Annotated in this window: 17 protein-coding genes; 1 reads left to right on the top strand and 16 read right to left on the bottom strand. The window is 64.4% G+C overall.

What is annotated here, in order from left to right; genetic code table 11:
• Window positions 1-48: 48 nt before the first annotated feature.
• From BG61_RS15790 to leuC, 12 genes are all read right to left on the bottom strand, one after another.
• Window positions 49-303 (bottom strand): hypothetical protein, encoded by a 255-nt coding sequence (locus tag BG61_RS15790; protein ID WP_035934482.1) that lies wholly within the window; start codon window positions 301-303, stop codon window positions 49-51.
• A 61-nt stretch (window positions 304-364) separates the two neighbouring features.
• Window positions 365-532: a hypothetical protein gene (locus BG61_RS43650; RefSeq protein WP_169743306.1), complete on the bottom strand. Its 168-nt coding sequence runs from the start codon at window positions 530-532 to the stop codon at window positions 365-367.
• Window positions 533-664: 132 nt separating this feature from the next.
• Window positions 665-898 carry a hypothetical protein gene (locus BG61_RS15780; protein WP_035934480.1) on the bottom strand — a complete coding sequence of 78 codons (234 nt, stop codon included), beginning with the start codon at window positions 896-898 and terminating at the stop codon, window positions 665-667.
• Between the two features lie 217 nt (window positions 899-1,115).
• Window positions 1,116-2,036: an SMP-30/gluconolactonase/LRE family protein gene (locus tag BG61_RS15775; protein ID WP_035934479.1), complete on the bottom strand. Its 921-nt coding sequence runs from the start codon at window positions 2,034-2,036 to the stop codon at window positions 1,116-1,118.
• A gap of 66 nt (window positions 2,037-2,102) precedes the next feature.
• The gene (locus tag BG61_RS15770) at window positions 2,103-3,137 is read right to left on the bottom strand and encodes an ABC transporter substrate-binding protein (RefSeq protein ID WP_232256282.1); all 1,035 of its coding nucleotides are present in this window, start codon (window positions 3,135-3,137) and stop codon (window positions 2,103-2,105) included.
• Between the two features lie 90 nt (window positions 3,138-3,227).
• Window positions 3,228-3,992 (bottom strand): SDR family NAD(P)-dependent oxidoreductase, encoded by a 765-nt coding sequence (locus tag BG61_RS15765; protein ID WP_035934634.1) that lies wholly within the window; start codon window positions 3,990-3,992, stop codon window positions 3,228-3,230.
• Between the two features lie 40 nt (window positions 3,993-4,032).
• Window positions 4,033-4,839: an ABC transporter permease gene (locus BG61_RS15760; protein WP_035934477.1), complete on the bottom strand. Its 807-nt coding sequence runs from the start codon at window positions 4,837-4,839 to the stop codon at window positions 4,033-4,035.
• On the bottom strand, window positions 4,820-5,719 hold the full coding sequence (locus BG61_RS15755) for an ABC transporter ATP-binding protein (RefSeq protein ID WP_081868086.1): 900 nt from the start codon (window positions 5,717-5,719) through the stop codon (window positions 4,820-4,822). Before BG61_RS15755 ends, BG61_RS15760 begins: the two co-directional genes overlap by 20 nt.
• A gap of 98 nt (window positions 5,720-5,817) precedes the next feature.
• A complete protein-coding gene (locus tag BG61_RS15750; RefSeq protein WP_051672562.1) occupies window positions 5,818-7,233 on the bottom strand; it encodes an MFS transporter in 1,416 nt (471 codons plus the stop codon).
• A gap of 101 nt (window positions 7,234-7,334) precedes the next feature.
• Window positions 7,335-8,399, bottom strand: coding sequence for a 3-isopropylmalate dehydrogenase (leuB, locus tag BG61_RS15745; RefSeq protein WP_035934476.1), 1,065 nt, complete (start codon window positions 8,397-8,399; stop codon window positions 7,335-7,337).
• Window positions 8,400-8,439: 40 nt separating this feature from the next.
• Window positions 8,440-9,030 (bottom strand): 3-isopropylmalate dehydratase small subunit, encoded by a 591-nt coding sequence (gene leuD, locus BG61_RS15740; RefSeq protein WP_035934475.1) that lies wholly within the window; start codon window positions 9,028-9,030, stop codon window positions 8,440-8,442.
• Complete coding sequence (leuC, locus tag BG61_RS15735; protein ID WP_370818078.1) at window positions 9,030-10,466, bottom strand: 3-isopropylmalate dehydratase large subunit; 1,437 nt, start codon at window positions 10,464-10,466, stop codon at window positions 9,030-9,032. Before leuC ends, leuD begins: the two co-directional genes overlap by 1 nt.
• A gap of 122 nt (window positions 10,467-10,588) precedes the next feature.
• On the opposite strand from leuC, the gene gcvA reads away from it, so the two are divergent.
• Window positions 10,589-11,545: a transcriptional regulator GcvA gene (gene gcvA, locus BG61_RS15730; RefSeq protein ID WP_081868084.1), complete on the top strand. Its 957-nt coding sequence runs from the start codon at window positions 10,589-10,591 to the stop codon at window positions 11,543-11,545.
• Window positions 11,546-11,843: 298 nt separating this feature from the next.
• Here gcvA and BG61_RS15725 read toward each other — a convergent pair whose 3' ends face one another.
• From BG61_RS15725 to BG61_RS15710, 4 genes are read right to left on the bottom strand one after another with little or no spacing between them, the layout of a single operon-like run.
• Window positions 11,844-12,638 (bottom strand): transporter substrate-binding domain-containing protein, encoded by a 795-nt coding sequence (locus BG61_RS15725; RefSeq protein ID WP_035934473.1) that lies wholly within the window; start codon window positions 12,636-12,638, stop codon window positions 11,844-11,846.
• A gap of 41 nt (window positions 12,639-12,679) precedes the next feature.
• Window positions 12,680-13,408, bottom strand: coding sequence for an amino acid ABC transporter ATP-binding protein (locus tag BG61_RS15720; protein ID WP_035934472.1), 729 nt, complete (start codon window positions 13,406-13,408; stop codon window positions 12,680-12,682).
• Window positions 13,392-14,045 carry an amino acid ABC transporter permease gene (locus BG61_RS15715; protein WP_035934471.1) on the bottom strand — a complete coding sequence of 218 codons (654 nt, stop codon included), beginning with the start codon at window positions 14,043-14,045 and terminating at the stop codon, window positions 13,392-13,394. Before BG61_RS15715 ends, BG61_RS15720 begins: the two co-directional genes overlap by 17 nt.
• Window positions 14,042-14,791, bottom strand: a complete 750-nt coding sequence (locus tag BG61_RS15710) for an amino acid ABC transporter permease (protein ID WP_035934470.1) — start codon at window positions 14,789-14,791, stop codon at window positions 14,042-14,044. The genes BG61_RS15715 and BG61_RS15710 overlap by 4 nt, the downstream gene beginning before the upstream one ends.
• Between the last annotated feature and the right edge of the window lie 13 nt (window positions 14,792-14,804).

Here is a 14,804-nt window from a genome sequence, read left to right as displayed (position 1 = left end):
TTGCGGCATCGATCCCGTCCAGGCACGCTTCGCCCGCTTGCGAGCCGTTCATTCGACTACGCCAGCGAGATCCTCGATGTTCTTCTCGATACGGCCGCGGGCTTCCCTGATCGCCTCGTCGCGCGTCTTGGCGATCAGCGGAAGGACCACCCCCGTGCCCTTGATGTCGTGCTCGAACTGCACCCATCCGGCATAGACGCACACGCCGGATGCCTTTTGCACCACGTTGAGTGTCACGTCGTACGTGCGTCGCTTGCCGCGCATGCGGGTGTACTGGAACTTGGTGATAACCGGTCTGTACATTGGTTCGCCCTTCTTGCTCCGTGGATCAGTGAGACTCGCTTGCCGACTGACACGCCGCGCGCTATTGGCTCGCGCCCGACGCGGGAGCCGCATCCGATGCGGCGGCGGCCGGCGCCGACGCGGCGGCGGCGTCGCTGGCAGCAGCCGGGGCAGCCGTCTCGCCAGGCTTGTTGCATGCGCCGAGCGCGAGCGCGCCCAGCAGAAGTGCTGCGAGGAGAGATTTGTTCACGATCAGCTCCTTTCATTGGTCAGGCACGAGCAATGCAGATGTGCGCGGCTGCTTCGCCGGACACCGCCGCACGCGTGCACCTGGGTGGAATTCGATCGACGCCCGTCCGAGCGCCGACATTCGCGCCCATGACTACCCGATGGCACGGCCTTCGAACGGACTGCGGGGCATCGGTGCGCCGTCGACGAACGCAGTCGCGCTGCGTACCGCGAACTCATACGCGGAGCTCGGGCTCGCGAACTGGCCGAGATCGCCCAGTGACGTGGATTCGCCGTCCTCTTCCAGAATGCAGGCGCGCGCGATGAAGATGTTGCCGCGCCGTGTGATCGACGGTTGAATCGCCGCGCCCCGGTGATAGATAACCATCGAAATCTCCAATCACGAATAGTCGAAAGGAAATTGTAATGTTTCTTGTCGACGAAGGGGCGAAAGTTACACTTCTCCGGAAGGCATTTACATAGCGGGGAATGCGTCGGCGACAGGAACGACAACGCGCCTGCCGCTTTGACAAGCCGCAGGCGCGCCTCCTGCGGGGCGCGCGAATCTTCCACGCGGCCCCGGGATGAATGACGAGTCGAAAAGATCAGGAATACGGCAACCGCAGACCCGGTTCCGGCCATTCCATGGATACGAGCTGCCCCGTGCCGGACAGCGTAATGAACGCGGTTCTGAGGTCCGCGCCGCCAAAGCAGATATTGGTGACCATCGGATCAGGCAGCATCACCTGCCGCAGCACATCGCCGCCGGGCGTAATCACAGTTATGCATCCCGTCACGAGCGTCGCGACGCAGATATTGCCGTATGCGTCCACGGCCATGCTGTCGAATCGCTGATAGCCGGGCAAGCCGCACACGAGCCTGCCGCCATGCGGAGAAGGATGCGGGTGCTTCTTCGCGCGGCCAGGCTCTTCCAGATCGAAGGCCCACAAGCGCCCGGTTTCGGTTTCCGATACATAGACGACTGAATCGTCCGGTGACAGGCCGACGCCATTGGCTGTCGTCAGCGGGTACGCTACTTCCACGATCATCGAACCGTCGGCGCGCCCATAGTAGAGGCCCGCATGATCGCGGTCGCGCGCGCGGTTCTTGCCGAAATCGGTGAAGTAGAAACCGCCCGCGTGATCGAAGACGAGATCGTTGGGCCCGCGCAGCGGAAAGTCGCCGCAGCGGTCATACAGCGTCTGCAGTTCTCCCGTTGCCGGATCGAAGCGCTCGATGCGTCCGCTCGTGTAGTCGGGATGCACGCCCGCGCGCGTCCTGTTGAATCCCGCAATCGTCTGAAAGAGAAAGCCGCCGTTATTGCAAAGGTAGTACGCGCCTTCCGGCCCGATCGCGAGACCGTTCGGGCCGCCGCCGACGTTTGCGATCACCGACACGGTGCCGTCGGGCGCGACGCGGCTGATGGTCTCCCGCTGAATCTCGACAAACGCAATCGAGCCGTCCGGCAGCGCGACCGGACCCTCGGGAAAGAGCAGCCCGGTTGCAAGGACATTGAAGTTCTGCATTGAATCTCCCGCCAGTTTGCGTTGATACCTGCACGGTCCTTCCGCGGCAATCGACGAACACGGGCGTCAGCGCTTGTCCGCGCGCAGGACATAGCTGTTGTCGTAGGTCGTGGTCAGATCGACGTTCGCCGCGGCCACCGCCGGATCGAAGGCGGCAAGCACGCTGCGCACCGTCTTCGGCGCGTCCTGCGCCATCAGGCCATCCTGCGACAGGCATTGATGCATGTTGGAGTACGCCTTCACGAACACGGCCTTGTCCGCTATCGCATACTGCGGCGGAACGGCATCGGCGATCTGCTGGGGCGTCGCCTGCGCTATCCACTTCTCCGCAGCCACCATGGCGGTCGCGATGGCCTGAATCGTCCGCGGGTTCTTCGCAATGAACTTCTCCGTGGCATAGATGCTCGCCTCCGGGTAGTTGCCGCCGAGCGTCGCCTGCGTCTCCTTCACATTGCGCATCATCGCCAGGGGGAACAGGTCGCCGCTGTCCTGCAGCACGGTCGCCACCGGGTCGTTGGTCATGAGGGCGTCCACCTGGCCGCTGCGCGCCGCCGCGATCGCGCCGGAAGAGGACCCGACGCCGATGATCGACACATCATCGGGCTTGAGGCCCGCCCTGCTCAGCAGATAGTTGACGCCCATGTGGAAGCTGGAACCGGGCGAACTCACGCCGATCCGCTTTCCCTTCAGGTCCGCGTACGACTTGATCTTGTCGTGGCTCGCCCTGGTGACGCCGAACACGAAGCCCGGGCACACGGCCTGCGTGACGAACGACACGATCTTCTGTCCGTTCACGGCCATCGTGATCGTATTCGAGTAGGCGCCCGCCACGATGTCGGCGCTGCCGCCGAGCAATGCCTGCAACGCCTTCGCGCCGCCGCTGTAGACGCCGATCTCGACATCGAGGCCCTGCTGCCTGAAGTAGCCTCGGCTGCTCGCGATCACGAACGGCAAATAGGGAAAGCCCACGCCGGCCGCGGCAAGATGGATCTTCGGCTGCTCGGGCGCGGACTGCGCACTCGCCTCGGTTGCCGAGGTCGCCGCAGTCCCGATGGCGAGGCACGTCAGCAACGCAATCCGGCCCATGCAAAGACGCTTCATGATGGTGTCGCTCCTCAACGCCGGTGAATCGGCCGGCTGCCGCAAAGACGCGCCGCCCGGCGAGCACGCTGGAACAGTCCGGCGACTCGCTCAGTACGTGGCGCGCCCGCCCGACAGGTCGAACACCGCGCCGGTGGTAAACGAATTCTCTTCGCTGACGAGCCATGCAATCATCGCCGCCGCTTCGTTCAGTTCCAGAAAGCGGCCTCGGGGAATCTTGCCGAGCATGTAGCTGATATGTTCGGGCGCCTGCCGCATCGCGCCGGGCGTGCGCGCCACGGCGGGTGTCACGCAGTTCACGGCGATATCGTGCGCGGCAACTTCCTTGCCGAGCGACTTGGTCATCGCGATCACGGCCGCCTTCGCCGCGCTGTAGGCGGCCGCATTCGGATTGCCCTCCTTGCCGGCAACGGACGCCACGTTCACGATGCGCCCATAGTTGCGCGCGGTCATCACCGGGATCACCGCACGACAGCAATGGAACGTGCCGTTCACGTCGACGTCGATCACCTGCCGCCAGTCTTCGAGCGGATAATCGGCAAGGGTCGCGTTGGGTCCGACGATCGCTGCATTGTTGATGAGAATATCGACCCGCCCGAACGCGGCGAGCGTGCCAGCCAGCGCGCGTTCGACGCTGCCGTAATCCGCAATGTCGACCTTCTCCGCGTGCACCGCGCCCTTGCCCGCGTCGCTCAGCTCGGCTTTGGCCTGTTGCAGGCGTTCTTCGTCGATGTCCCAGACCGCTAGTTGCGCACCGGATGCGAGCAGGCGCTGGCCGACGGTCAAACCGATGCCCTGCGCACCGCCCGTCACCACAGCCACGCGGCCGTTCAAGTCGATCGTGTTCGTTTGCAAGATGCTGTTCCTGTTTTCGGGTTGGAGGCGTATTCGCGAGTCACGCATGCCCACTGACCGTCTGTCCGGCGGAGGGCTGCCATCGCATGAAGTGGTCTTCGACGAGCGACACGGTCGTGTCGAGCACCAGCGCGAAGACGGTGAGCAGCAGAATGCCCGCGATGACCGAATTGATGTCGAACACGCCTTCTGCAAGAAGAATCAGATAGCCGACGCCCTTTTCCGAGCCGAGGTACTCGCCCACCACGCTGCCCACGAAGGCAATGCCGACCGCGTTGTGCAGGCTCGAAAAGACCCAGCTCATCGCCGAAGGCAGGTAGACATGACGCATCAGCTCGCGCGAATTCGCACCGAGCATGCGCGTATTGGCGAGCACGGCCGGGCTGACTTCACGTACGCCCTGAAACACGTTGAAGAACACCACGAAGAAGACCAACGTGACGCCGAGCGCCACTTTCGACCAGATGCCGAGCCCGAACCACAACGCGAAGATCGGAGCGAAGATCAGCCGCGGCATGGAATTCATCGCCTTGATGAACGGATCGGTCACCACGGCAAGGAACGGATTCAGCGCGAGCCAGAGACCGCAGGCGAGCCCCAGCACCGTTCCGATGAGAAAGGCAAGGATCGTCTCGACGAGCGTCGTATAGAGATGGGTGTACACCGACCCGGTGACGAACCATCCGGCTATCCGCCGCGCCACGCCGACCGGATCGCCGAAGAAGAACGCCGATATCCATCCGCGGCTGGTCAGTATCCACCAGAGCAGTATGCCGCCGGCAAGCAGCGCGAAACGCGTGACGAGAACAAGAAGCCGGTTGCGTGGGTCAAGGGCGATTGCGCGCATAGCCTTTCAATACCTCCCCTCTCAGCACTTGCCAGATTTCGGCGTGCAGTTGCAGGAACCGCTGCGTCATGCGTATTTCGGAGACTTCGCGCGGACGCCGCAGGTCGATGTCGAATTCCGCGATCGGTCTCGTCGCCGGGCCCGCCGACATCACGATCACACGGTCGGAGAGGGAGATCGCCTCTTCGAGATCATGGGTCACGAATACGACCGACTTCCGGTCCGCCGACCACAGCCGCAGCAATTCGTCTTCCATGAAGTGCCGGGTCTGGATATCGAGTGCGCTGAACGGTTCGTCCATCAGCAATATGCGGGGATCGAGCACGAGCGCCTGAGCGAGACCCGCGCGCTTTCTCATGCCGCCCGACATCTGGTGCGGATACTTGTCTCCGTGTCCTTCAAGGCCGACGCGAATCAGCCAGTCGCGTGCGCTCGCCATTGCGTCGGCCTTCGTCCTGCCGTGAAAAAGCAGGCCCGCCGCGATATTCTCCGCGGCAGTCTTCCACGGCATCAGCGCATCGACCTGGAACAAGTAAGACGCTTGCCTGTTGAGCCCCTGGCCGAGCTTCTGCCCGAACACGCTCAAGGTGCCCGCCGAGGGCTGGATCAGGCCTGCCGCCACGTTCAGCAACGTCGACTTGCCGCATCCCGTGGGGCCGACGATCGAGAGAAACTCGCCGTCGCGAACGCTCAGGTTCACGTCGCTGACCGCGGTGTAGTTTTCGCCGCGGCCTCGGTTGCTGGCGAACGTGCAGGTCACGCCTTCGAAGCGAAGCGCTTCCCGTATTTCGAGCGGACGATCCAGCGTATCGGCGCTGCTCGTGGCGAGCCTCACCGAAGCGTCTCTTCTTTTGATGCCGACTGCCGCAGTGAATGACATGACGGTGTCTCTCTCCATGATGTTCGGCCGATGCATGCGGTCGCCGCGAACGCCGGTCGCCGGCGTTGCCGATACCGACCGGCGTCACGCTCCAGGGCTCACTGCGACAGTTCTTCCAGACTGCGGTTGAGCGTGCGCGGGCCGAACCCGCCCACGGCCACGACCATCACCAGCATCGCCGCGCCGATGAACATGGCAACCCCCATGGTGCCGCCCTCATGAAGGAAAAAGCCGATCAGGAGCCCCGCCAGCGCGGCGCTCACGCGGCTCCACGAATAGACGAAGCCGATCGCGCGCGCCCGGATGCGGGTGGGATACTGCTCCGCCTGAAAGCCGTGGAATACGAACGAGATCCAGTTGTTGAACAGCGTGACCAGCACGCCGAACACGATGATCCAGGCAGGGCTGGTCTGCTTCGCGAAGAACATCATGAAGATGCCGATACCCACGCCCGCCGAGACGATCTGCCATTTGCGCTCCATCCTGTCCGCGATCCAGATGCCGAGCAGCGGCCCGACCGGATTCGCCAGCGCGATGATGAACGCGTATTGCAGGCTCGTGGTGACGTGGATGCCCTTGGAGATCAGCAGGGTCGGCACCCACGCGCCGAAGCCATAGAACGCGATGGTCTGGGTCAGGTTGAACAGCGAAAGGACCAGCGTGCGCTTGCCGTAAGGCGCCTTGAACAGTTCGGAGAATTTGCCGTCGGCCACGACGGGCTCCGAAGGCGGCGCCGGCGGCAAGGCCGTGGCGCCTATGTCACGCGCGATCTTCGTTTCGAGGTCGCGCATGATCCGCTCGGCCTCGCCCTCCCGCCCATGCAGCGAGAGCCAGCGCGGGCTTTCGGGCAGGCCGAGCCTCAGCCACCACGCAGCAACGGCGCCCACCGCGGCGAACATCGCGACCCAGCGCCAGCCGTCGATGCCGAAGGGGCTGATCGGCACGAGCAGCCAGCCGAGCAGCGCCACGACCGGCACGATCAGAAACTCGATGAACTGATAGAACGCGAACGCCTTGCCGCGCCCCTGCGGCGGAACGAGTTCGGTGAGAAACGTATCGATCGTGACCTGTTCGAGCCCGACGCCGATCGCCGCGATGAAGCGGCACAGGTCCACGCCTGCCGCTGTCGTCTGGCACGCCATGGCGGCGGTTGCCAGCGAATACCAGATGAGCGAGAACGTGAACATGGAGCGCCGCCCGAGCCGGTCCGCGACCGATCCGAACACCATGCACCCGAGCCACATTCCCGCGAACGTGCAGAAGACGAAGAAGCCCACGCCGCTGATGCCGAAGAAGCTGCCCGACGTGGTGCCGAACAGCCCGCTCCTGACGAGGCCCGGCGCGATGTAGGCCGTCATGAAGAGGTCGTACAGCTCGAAGACGCCGCCGAGGGAAATCAGAAAGACCAGTCGCCAGAGCGTGCGCGTGAAGGGAAGCCGGTCGAGCCGCGCCGCCACTTGTCCGGAATACGTGTCCACCTGCTCGAACGTCGTGTCGGCATAGATGTCTGTCATCGTCGTCTCCGCACGGCGTGCGATCGCCACCGTGGTTATTTATGTATTCAGGTCGCCGGCACATGGAGCGGGCGAACCGGTCCGCGCCGCGGCGCGAGCCCTCAGCGAAGCGCGGCGAGCATCGCGTCTCCCATTTCGCGGGTTCCCACCCTCTTCGTGCCGGGCTCGTAGATGTCCGCCGTACGGTATCCCTCGGCCAGCACCGCGCTCACCGCGCGCCGGATCCGGGCCGCCGCCTCCTGCATGTCGAACGAGAGGCGAAGCATCATTTCCACCGACAGGATGGCCGCCAGCGGATTCGCGATGTTCTTGCCCGCGATATCCGGCGCCGTGCCATGCACCGGTTCATACAGTCCGAGGCGGCCGCTGCCGAGCGATGCCGACGGCAGCATGCCGATCGAGCCCGTCAGCATGGCGGCGGCGTCCGAGAGGATGTCGCCGAACACATTGCCGGTCACGATCACGTCGAATTGCCGCGGATTGCGCATCAGCATCATCGCGGCCGCGTCGACGAACGTATGCGTCAGTTCGACATCCGGGTATTCCGTGCCGACCTCGGTCATGACGTCGCGCCAGAGCTGCATCGTCTCGAGGACGTTCGCCTTGTCGACCGAGCAGACCTTGCGGTTTCGCATGCGCGCAGCGCGGAAGGCCGCATGCCCGATACGCCGCACTTCGCTTTCCGAATACCGCATCGTGTTGATGCCGACACGCTCGCCGCCTTCGTTCGTGACGCCGCGCGGCTCGCCGAAGTACAGGTCGCCCGTCAGCTCCCGCAGGATCACGATGTCCAGACCATCGACGATCTCGCGCTTGAGGCTCGAAGCGTCCGCCAGTTCGGGAAACAGGAACGCGGGCCGGAAGTTGGCGAAGAGGCCGAGCGCCTTGCGAAGACGCAGCAGGCTCGCGCCGGGGCGCATGTCGAACGGGATCTTCTCGTCGCCTGGCTCGCCCGCCGCGCCGAACAGGATCGCATCCGACTTGCGGGCCAGTTCGAGCGTGGCGGAGGGCAACGGATCGCCGGCCGCTTCCACGCCCGCGCCGCCGATGGGCGCGTGTGCGATTTCGAGCGCGGCGCTTTTCGGAACCACGGCCTGCAATACCCTCAGGGCTTCCGCGGTGACTTCCTTTCCGATTCCATCGCCAGCGAGCACGGCAACTTTCATGTTGTGTCCTTTGATATCTGAGTGTTTCGTGATCCGCCGTTCAATACGCGTAGCGGCGCTCGAATTCCCTGATCCGGTCGAGTTGCGTCAGGGTGTGGCCGAGTTCGTCGAGACCTTCGCTCAGGCAGCGCTTCTGGTATGCGTCGATCGCGAACCCGTGGGACACGCCGTCGGGCGTGGATACCGTCTGACCCTCCAGATCGACGACGACGTGCAGTCCCGGCTGTGCCTCGATCCTGCGGAGCATGCCGGCCACCGCGTCCGCGGGCAGCAACACGACCAGCAGGCCATTCTTCGACGCGTTGGACGCGAAGATATCGCCGACGCTCGGTGCGATCACGGCACGCACGCCGTAGTCATGGAGCGCCCACACCGCGTGCTCGCGTGACGACCCGCAGGCGAAGTTCTCCTTCGCGACCACGATGCGGGCCGACCGGTAGGCGGGAACATTCAGGACGAAGTCTTCGGCCTCGGAGCCATCCGGGCGGGAACGCAGATCGCGAAACAGGTAATCGCCGAAGTTGTCGGAGCGAGGCTTTTGCAGATAGCGGGCTGGAAGGATCTGATCGGTATCGAAGTTGGGCCGCGCGATGGGCAGGGCGACGGCGTCCAGACAGACGAACGGTTCCATCAGTTTGCCTCCGCAAGCATGGGCCGCACATCGGTGAGATGACCGTTCAGCGCCGCGGCGGCAACCATGGCGGGACTCATCAGATGCGTGCGCGACCCCGGTCCCTGCCGCCCGACGAAGTTGCGATTCGTGGTGGACGCGCTGCGCTCGCCGGGGGCGACCGTGTCGCCGTTCGTGCCGAGGCACATGGAACAGCCCGCCTCACGCCATTGAAAACCCGCGTCCGTGAAGACCCGGTCGAGCCCCAGCGCTTCGGCTTCCTGCTTGACGAGCCCCGATCCCGGCACGACCCACGCCTCTACCGATCGCGCGACCTTGCGGCCCTTCACCACGGCGGCGGCAGCCTTCAGGTCCTCGATGCGGCCATTCGTGCACGAGCCGATGAACGCGCGGTCGATCTTCAGGCCATCCATCGGCATGCCCGGTGTCAGGCCCATGTAATCCAGGGCGCGCTGCATCGACACCTTGCGTTCCGCATTCGGCGCCGTTGCCGGGTCCGGTACGCGACCGTCGATGGGCAGCGCGTCCTCGGGGCTGTTGCCCCAGGTGACCATCGGCCGCAGGCTGCTCACGTCGATCGATACTTCCTTGTCGAACGACGCACCCGGGTCCGATGCGAGCGCGCGCCAGCGCGAGACCTCCTGGTCCCAGCGCTCGGCCTGCGGTGCGAACGGCTTGCCTGAGAGATAGTTGAAGGTCGTGTCGTCGGGCGCGATCATTCCCGCGCGTGCGCCCGCTTCGATCGACATGTTGCAGACGGTGAACCGGCCTTCCATCGACATGCCGCGCATCACGGGGCCCGCGTATTCGATCACGTGCCCCGTCGCGCCGCCTGCGCCGATCTTCGCGATGATCGCGAGAATGACGTCCTTCGCGCCCACACCCTGGCCGAGCCTGCCCTCGAGCGTGATGCGCAGCGCCTTCGGCTTGCGCTGCCAGAGCGACTGCGTCGCGAGCACGTGGGCCACCTCGGTCGCGCCGATGCCGAAGGCGAGCGCGCCCACCGCGCCGTGCGTCGACGTGTGGCTGTCGCCGCACACGATCAGCATGCCGGGCCGGCTGAGTCCCTGCTCCGGCGCCACCACGTGAACGATGCCCTGACGGATGTCGTCGAGGCCGAAATAGGTGATGCCGAATCGTTTGCTGTCGTCGCGCAGCGCGTTGGCCATCGCGCGCTTCTCGGGGTCGGCGATGCTCGTCAGGTCGCGGCCGCGCGTCGGCACGTAGTGGTCGGGGGTCGCAAAGGCGCGTCGAGGCGCATGGGCCTGCAAGCCGCGCTGGCGCAGCATTTCGAAGGCGGGCGCCGATCCGTCCTGGAGAAAGTGGCTGTCGACGTAGAGCAGGCTCTGGCCGTCTTCACGTTCGAGGACGTGATGCCCGCTCCATATCTTGTCGAAAAGCGTCCGGGGCGCCGGGGTCGTCAATGTCACTTCGATGTCTCCTTCTGCCGGCGCCGCGGGGGCGCCGATGCGCATGAGTTCGCGCCGGTGAGACGATCATAGGCAGTTCTACCTCGTTTGCAACGATCGATATATCATGGGCGGCATGAGAAATCCTCATGCGAGCCATGCGACGAAAACTTCCACCGCTCAATGCACTACGCGCGTTCGAAGCATCAGGACGTTACTCGAGCTTCACCGGCGCTGCGAAGGAGCTGCTCGTGACACAGGGGGCCGTGAGCCGGCATGTGTCATCGCTCGAGGACTGGCTCGGCGTCAAGCTCTTCCTGCGGACACATCGCGGAATAGAGCTGACTCGCAAGGGCGAGGCCTACATCCGCGCGCTGAGCGTTGCATTCGACCAGATCGATTACGCGACGCGTGAGGCACGCGATCAGACAGAAGGCTCGGTGCTGCGCCTCAAGGTGCCGCCCACGTTTGCCATGCGCTGGCTCGTGCCGCGACTGACGCGATTCCAGTCGATGCATCCCGGCATCGAGCTTCAGGTGACGACCTCGCATGAGCCGGCAAATTTCCGTCAGGAAGACGTGGACGTGTCGGTGCACTCGCATCCCTTTCCGCCAGTCGATTCCGGCCAGCACCGGCTGTTCCGCGAAGTGCTGATGCCGGTATGCAGCCCGAATCTGCTGAAGCGGGAACCGGGCTTGCGCTGCCCCAAGGACCTGGCGCGCCATGCGCTGCTCTCGTCGCGGCATCGTCCGATGGACTGGTCGCGCTGGCTCATCGAAGCAGGCATCACCGAGCTGGACAGTCCCGGCAGTATCGACTTCGACAACGCGGCACTGGCGTACCAGGGCGCCATCGACGACCTCGGCGTGGTGATCGCGGTGCGCGCGCTGATCGAGGACGACCTTCGCACCGGGCGGCTCGTGGCGCCCTTCGACCTGCAGGTGTCCACACCGGGCGGCTACTATCTGGCCTGTTCGCAGGTGAGTTCCAAGTCCCCGCAACTCGTCGCCTTCGAGGAGTGGCTCGTCAAGGAGGCGGAGGACTACGAGCGGTGGGTCCAGCCAGCGACTGAACCCTTCCCGGGCGGTGCGTCAGCAACGCGCTAGCGAAGACCGTTGCGTCCTCTCGTGCGAACGCCCACGAATACGCTGCATGGCCCTGACGTTCGATACGCCCTGCCGACGTGTCCGGAAAGTGGGTGGTGAGGAGCGTCGCGCCGTGTTCGGCGGCATGGCAAGCCGAGGCGGCGCGAGGTCCGCGCCGCCTGGGCATCGACCCATTCGGGGCAATAGACCTGATGGAAGGCAACCGGCGCGGCCATTGCGGCCGAAGGCGCCGCGCGCCTTGAGCGCCCGTCGCGCAGACGGGGCCTGCACAAGTCCCCGTCTGCGCATCGATCGACGCTCAGCCCTTGGCTACGCTCTCGGGCAGATCACGACCGTGATACTTCTTGTAGATCGCGTTGAGGTTGCCGTTCTTCATGTTCGTGCTGACCCACTTGTTGACCCAGTCCTTCAGCTTCGGCTCGTCCTTGTTCATCGCGATGCCGAGATCGAAGTTCTTCTGCTCGAACTTCAGTTCGATATGGCGGCCCGGCGCGCGCCGCTGCATCTCCTGCAGATTGGACGGCGTGCTCGAGAACACGTCGATCTGCCCCGTCACCATGGACGTGATGAGCGTCGCGTCGTCTTCATAGCGCTGGATCTGCGCGCCCTTCGCGAGCTGCGTCGTGAGCGTGTCGTTCACCGTTGCGCGCGTGAGGCCGATCATCTTGCCGTCGAGGTCCGCGTAGTCCTTCACCTTGATATTGTTCGTGCCGCCCACGATGATCGTGATCACCGCATACGGAATCGAAAAGTCGACCACCTTCGCGCGCTCCGGCGTAATCGACAGGTCGGCGATGACCAGGTCCGCGCGCTTCGCCTGCAACGTCGGCACGCGCGCCGCGTTCGTGATCTGCACGAGTTCGAGCTTCACGCCCAGGTCTTTCGCGAGCGCGGCGGCGGTGTCGACGTCCGAGCCCGCCGGCTTCAGGTTGGCGTCCGCGTAGCTGAAGAGCGGCGTGCCCATCGCGATCGCCACGCGCACCACGCCGGCCTTCTTGATGTCGTCGAGTTGATCGGCCAGCGCGCCCTGCACCACGCCCGCGAGCAGGAGGGCCGTCACGCAGGTGCGTGCAATGAATCGGTTCGCTTTCAAGTCTGTCTCCGTTGTTATCGATAAAAAAAAACGTCGGGCCGTTACAGGCCGTTGTCGAGAAAGGCACGCAATTCGGGCGTTCGCGGTGCGTCGAGCATGCTGCCGTCGCCGACTTCCCAGACCTTGCCCTGATGCATGTAGATGATGCGGTCGGCGACGCGCTTGGCGAACGCCATCTCTTGCGTGACGAGCAGCATCGTCATGCCGTCCGCGGCGAGATCCTCCATCACGCGCAGCACTTCGCCCGTCAGTTGCGGATCGAGCGCCGACGTCACTTCGTCGAACAGCATCACTTTCGGCGACATCGCGAGCGAGCGCGCAATCGCGACGCGCTGCTGCTGTCCGCCCGAAAGCTGCTCGGGGTAGGCATCGGCCTTCTGTGCGAGACCGACCTGTTCGAGCACCTTCATCGCCACGCCCCGTGCTTCGTCGCGCGAGCACTTCTTCACGTGACGCAGCGCGAGCATGATGTTCTCTTCGACCGTCAGGTGAGGAAACAGGTTGTAGCTCTGAAACACGATGCCGACTTCGCGGCGCAGGCGGTGCAGATCGACATTCGGGTCGTCGACGCGAATCCCGCACACTTCGATTTCCCCCTGATCGATCGTCTCGAGGCGGTCTATGCAGCGCAGCGCGGTGCTCTTGCCCGAGCCGCTTGCGCCGATCACGGCGATCATCTCGCCCTTCATCACCTCGAACGACACACCCTTCAATACCTGGTTCGAGCCGAACCGTTTGTACACGTCGCCGAGCTTAACGATTGCCGACATTGAGCTTGTTCTCCATCGATTGGCTCCAGCGCGAGAGCGGATAGCACAGTACGAAATAGAAAGCGCCTACCAGTCCGAACACGAGGAACGGCTGGAAGATCGAGTTGTTGATGATCTGGCCCGCGCGCGTCAGTTCGATGAAACCGATCACCGACGCGAGTGACGTCATCTTGATCACCTGCACCAGAAAGCCGACGGTCGGCGGCAAGGCAAGGCGCATCGCCTGCGGAATGATCACGAGCCGCAGGCTCTGCCAGCGCGTGAGCGACAGGCACTCGGCCGCTTCCCACTGCGGCTTCGGCATGGCTTCCACGCAGCCGCGCCAGATGTCGCCGAGATAGGCGCTCGAGTAGACCATCAGCGCCATGCCCGCCGCGACCAGCGCGGGCACCTGAAAGCCGTACACCGAAAGCCCGAAGTACACGATGAAGAGCAGGATCAGGAGCGGAATGCCCTGAATCGCCTCGATGTACACCATCGCGGTGCGCGAGAGCCAGCGGCGCGGCGAGATGCGCGCGAGCATCACGCCAAAGCCGCCGATCCCGCCGAGCACGAACGCCAGCGCGGACAGCACGAGCGTCCACCAGATCGACTGCACCAGATACAGCAGGTGCGCTGCCGTGAAGCCGCCGCTCATGCCGCACCTCCGGGGATCACGGTGTCGATGCGCGCGGTATCGGACGGCGCCTTGCCGGCACGCCGCGCTGCGAGCCGGATCACGCGCCGCCGCTTGAACACGTGCTCGCCGACCGCCCATGCGATCAGCTTGATCAGGAGCGAAAGCGCAAGGTAGAGCGCTGCCACCACGATGTAGGTTTCGAGCGAACGGAACGTATCCGACTGCACGGTGTTGGCGACCGCCGTCAGTTCTTCCGCGGAGATCTGCGACGCGATTGCGGACGCCTGCATCATCAGCAGGAACTGGCTCGTCAGCGCCGGATACACCTTCTCGATGGAAGGCTGCAGCATCACATGCCAGCCGATGCGCCAGCGCGAGAGCCCGAGGCACTCGGCCGCTTCGATCTGCCCGCGCGGCACCGACTCCAGCCCCGCACGGATGATCTCCGCGGCGTAGGCGCCGATGTTGATCGTCATCGCGAGCGTGGCGGCGGCGAACGTCGGCATGCGCAGGCCGATGCTGGCGAGGCCGAAATAGAGCAGAAAGATCTGCACGAGAAACGGCGTATTGCGCACGGACTCGATATAGATGATGCACAGGCGCGACAGCACGGGCACCTTCGCCCGCTTCGCAAACGCGACCAGCATCCCGACGATCACGCCGAAGCACACGGCGACGCTCGTCATCTTGAGCGTCAGCCACGCGCCTTTCAGGAACGTGGGCCAGTAGGGCAACAGCGGACTGAAATCTGGGACAAACGTCATTGCAGCAATGTCT

Source organism: Caballeronia glathei (assembly GCF_000698595.1).
GTDB lineage: Bacteria > Pseudomonadota > Gammaproteobacteria > Burkholderiales > Burkholderiaceae > Caballeronia > Caballeronia glathei.
The sequence above is the reverse complement of the archived record's forward strand: the minus strand, read 5'-3'. Positions and strand labels throughout refer to the sequence as shown.